The sequence below is a fragment of the Tamlana crocina genome (genome assembly GCF_012037625.1).
The window spans coordinates 1-406 of sequence record NZ_JAAVJS010000347.1 but is presented as its reverse complement, the minus strand read 5'-3'; the positions used below and the strand labels follow the sequence as shown (position 1 = coordinate 406).

Sequence of the window (406 nt, the reverse complement as noted above, 5' to 3'; positions counted from 1 at the left end):
AAAACAGGTCTGTTCCAAAAGGGTCCGGAAGAGTGCTGGAGCCGCTTGTACTTTACGTACGTGATGAAATTGCAAAGCCAAATATTGGAAAGAACTATAGAAAATATACCGGATTCCTTTTGACTGTTTTCTTCTTCATCTGGATCCTGAATTTGCTGGGGATGACTCCGCTTGGGGTGAACGTGACAGGAAATATTGCCGTAACAATGGCTTTGGCCCTTATTACATTTTTTATAGTTCAGTTTAGCGGAAATAAAGACTACTGGAAACACATATTCTGGATGCCGGGAGTGCCGTGGCCTATGAAGATCGTTCTTGCGCCTATCGAGGTGCTGGGAATGTTCACCAAGCCATTTGCACTTATGATCCGACTTTTTGCGAATATGACTGCAGGTCACGTGATCAT

The 406-nt window shown here is 43.8% G+C and carries 1 protein-coding gene; it reads left to right on the top strand.

The window, feature by feature from the left end; all coding sequences use genetic code 11:
* Positions 1–406, top strand: a 406-nt coding sequence (locus tag HC176_RS17050; protein WP_167920203.1) for a F0F1 ATP synthase subunit A, incomplete at both ends; no start/stop codon positions are given.